General features: G+C 52.6%; 4 protein-coding genes. All 4 read right to left on the bottom strand.

Annotated features, from left to right (window positions below; translation table 11 throughout):
* A partial coding sequence (locus ACR0P9_RS10115) for an ATP-binding cassette domain-containing protein (protein WP_432619783.1) occupies positions 1-347 on the bottom strand: 347 nt, incomplete at its 3' end.
* 1 nt (position 348) lies between these two features.
* Positions 349-1,203 (bottom strand): energy-coupling factor transporter ATPase, encoded by an 855-nt coding sequence (locus tag ACR0P9_RS10120; RefSeq protein ID WP_432619785.1) that lies wholly within the window; start codon positions 1,201-1,203, stop codon positions 349-351.
* Between the two features lie 30 nt (positions 1,204-1,233).
* Positions 1,234-2,103 (bottom strand): class I SAM-dependent methyltransferase, encoded by an 870-nt coding sequence (locus ACR0P9_RS10125; protein ID WP_432619787.1) that lies wholly within the window; start codon positions 2,101-2,103, stop codon positions 1,234-1,236.
* 12 nt (positions 2,104-2,115) lie between these two features.
* A partial coding sequence (locus ACR0P9_RS10130; protein ID WP_432619789.1) for a DUF3362 domain-containing protein occupies positions 2,116-2,980 on the bottom strand: 865 nt, incomplete at its 5' end.

Below are 2,980 nucleotides of genomic sequence, written 5' to 3' on the forward strand. Positions count from 1 at the left end.
TCCAAGCCCATATTGGTCGGACCATAGGCAATATCTTTGGCAATGGTCTCTTCAAACAGCTGATATTCCGGATACTGGAACACCAGACCGATATGAAAGCGCACATTTCGCAGGTCATTGTCCGAGGCAAAGATGCTCTTGCCATGCAGCAGAACATCGCCCTCTGTCGGGCGGAGCAAGCCATTGAGATGCTGAATCAATGTCGATTTACCCGAACCGGTATGGCCGATAATCGCCAAAAATTCGCCGCGTTCCACGCACAAATTGACATGATCCAATGCTTTTTGTTCAAACGGCGTGCCCTTACTATAGACATGGCTCAGCTCACGCACTTCCAAGATAGACATGTCATGCGCCTCCTTTCAGCCATGCTTCCAGTCGATCCGCACATTCTGTGACGGTCAACGCATCAATTGGCAGCTGGGTTCCGGCAGTCTGATTGAGCTGCTGGAGCAGTTCCATGCTCTGCGGAGCCTCCAAGCCCAGCTCTCGCAGCCGCTGTGTCTGGATAAACACCTCGCGCGGCGTGCCGTCCATCACCAGATGACCGTTATCTAAGACCGCAACACGCTGAGCCTGTACCGCTTCATCCATATGATGGGTGATGAGAATGATCGTCATATGCTGTTTCTCATGCAGTTCATGCAGGATACGCATAATATCCGCGCGACCCTGCGGGTCAAGCATCGCTGTCGGTTCATCCAGCACAATGCATTTCGGCTGCATCGCCAGCACACCGGCAATCGCTACGCGCTGTTTTTGTCCGCCGGACAGCAAATGCGGCGCATGAAGATGATATTCATACATACCGACGAGTTTGAGGGCTTCATAGACCCGGCGGCGGATTTCTTTCGGCTCAATGCCCATATTTTCCGGACCGAACGCGGCATCTTCTTCTACAACTGTGGCGACAATTTGGTTATCCGGATTCTGGAATACCATACTGCACGCGCGGCGGATGTCCCACAGCTTTTCTTCGTCCATGGTATCCATGCCATCCACCCAGATCCTGCCGCCAGACGGCAGATTGATGGCATTGCACATGCGCGCAAAGGTAGATTTTCCAGAGCCGTTTCTGCCCAAAATCGCGGCAAACTGTCCATATGGAATGGTAAGATTCACGTCGTCCAACGCCAAATGCGTTGCCCGCGAGAAATCCGTATACCGGAAGGTTAAATCTTCCGCATGAATCATGTCTGACATGGTGTACTTCCTTTATTTGGAGATTTTAGATCACCGATTGGTATTGACCCAGCGGGCGGTATTGCCGCACGGCAGGGCGTAGCCCGTCGATTTTACCGGCAGACCCAGCTCCTGACAGTCGATATGTCCGCCGAAGCGAGAGGCAATCGTTGTGCCGAGAATATATCCCATGACGGCCGGTGCGAGACCTGTCGAATAGCTGTTGACAAGCAGGAACAGCGGATCATCCGACAGCAGCTGAGAGGTCAGCTGAATAAAATCTGCAATGTCATTTTCAATCTTCCAAACCTGTCCCGTTGGACCTCTGCCATAGCTCGGCGGGTCCATAATAATGCCGTCATACTTATGTCCGCGGCGAATTTCGCGCTCGACAAACTTCTTGCAGTCATCGACAATCCAGCGAATCGGACGATCTGCCAGACCGGATGCCACGGCATTTTCCTTTGCCCACTGCGTCATGCCCTTCGAGGCATCGACATGGCACACACTGGCACCGGCAGACGCTGCTGCCAGCGTTGCGCCGCCGGTATACGCAAACAAATTGAGCACACGCACCGGCTTATCTGACTTGCGAATCAATCCATCGACATAATCCCAGTTTGCTGCCTGCTCCGGAAACAAACCGGTATGCTTGAAGTTCATCGGCTTAATGTGAAAGGTCAGCTCTCGATAGTGAATATCCCACTGGCTCGGCAGCTTCTTGATGTTCCACTTGCCGCCGCCGGAGGACGAACGATGATACGAGGCATCTGCTGTTCTCCAAGCAGAAACATTTTTCTGCTTCGGCCAAATCGCCTGCGGGTCCGGACGAACCAAGACCTGCTTGCCCCATCGCTCTACTTTTTCGCCATTGCCGCAGTCGAGCACTTCAAAATCTTTCCATTTATCTGCAATCCACATATGACTCTCCTGTTATCTATGCTTGGTATATTTCTTCTGATTGGATTTCTGGTTACGGCGTCCGCCGGATGACCGATGGTTGGTGTTGATCGTCCGCGCCGTGCGCTTATCTGTCTTGCGCGCTGTCTGCTGTGTGTTTCGTCCACGATTTTGTTTTTTCTGCGGTTTGTCTGTGTGCAGATGCGCAAAATGTTCATTCGGCCGCGGGCGAATCAGACATTCTCTGCCGTAGCCGATGAGATCTTCTCTGCCCGCCTGAAGCAGTGCTTTAATGACAATCGCGCGCTTATCCGGTCTGCGCCACTGAAGCAGGGCGCGCTGCATTTCTTTTTCCTCCGGTGTCTTAGCGACATATACCGGCTTCATCGTGCGCGGGTCAACGCCGGAATAATACATCGCTGTGGACAGCGTGCCCGGTGTCGGATAAAAGTCCTGTACCTGCTGCGGCATATAGCCAATCGAATGCAGATATTCTGCCAGATGCACGGCATCACTCAGCTCGGCACCCGGATGTGAGGACATCAAATACGGTACCAGATACTGTTTTTTGCCCAATTTCGCATTGATGCGTTCATATCGCTCTTTAAATCGGCGGTATACATCAAACGACGGCTTGCCCATGTAATACAGCGCATGATCGCTCATGTGCTCCGGTGCGACCTTGAGCTGACCGCTGATATGGTACTTGACCAGCTCTAAGAAAAATTCGTCGTTGTCATCCGCCATCATATAGTCATAGCGCAGACCCGAACGCACGAATACCTTCTTGACACCCGGAATCTCCCGCAGCTGACGCAGCAGCTTGAGATAATCCGAATGATCTGCCCGCAGATTGCCGCACGCCTTCGGGAACAGGCAGCGTTTGTTCTGACACAAA

The organism is Butyricicoccus sp. (assembly GCF_050872565.1).
Classification (GTDB): Bacteria; Bacillota; Clostridia; order Oscillospirales; family Butyricicoccaceae; genus Butyricicoccus_A.

What these genes read in the sequence shown, in the direction of transcription:
- ACR0P9_RS10120 (WP_432619785.1), bottom strand. Translation starts at nt 1,203, where the DNA reads ATGTCAGACATGATTCATGCGGAAGATTTAACCTTCCGGTATACGGAT.
- ACR0P9_RS10125 (WP_432619787.1), bottom strand. Translation starts at nt 2,103, where the DNA reads ATGTGGATTGCAGATAAATGGAAAGATTTTGAAGTGCTCGACTGCGGC.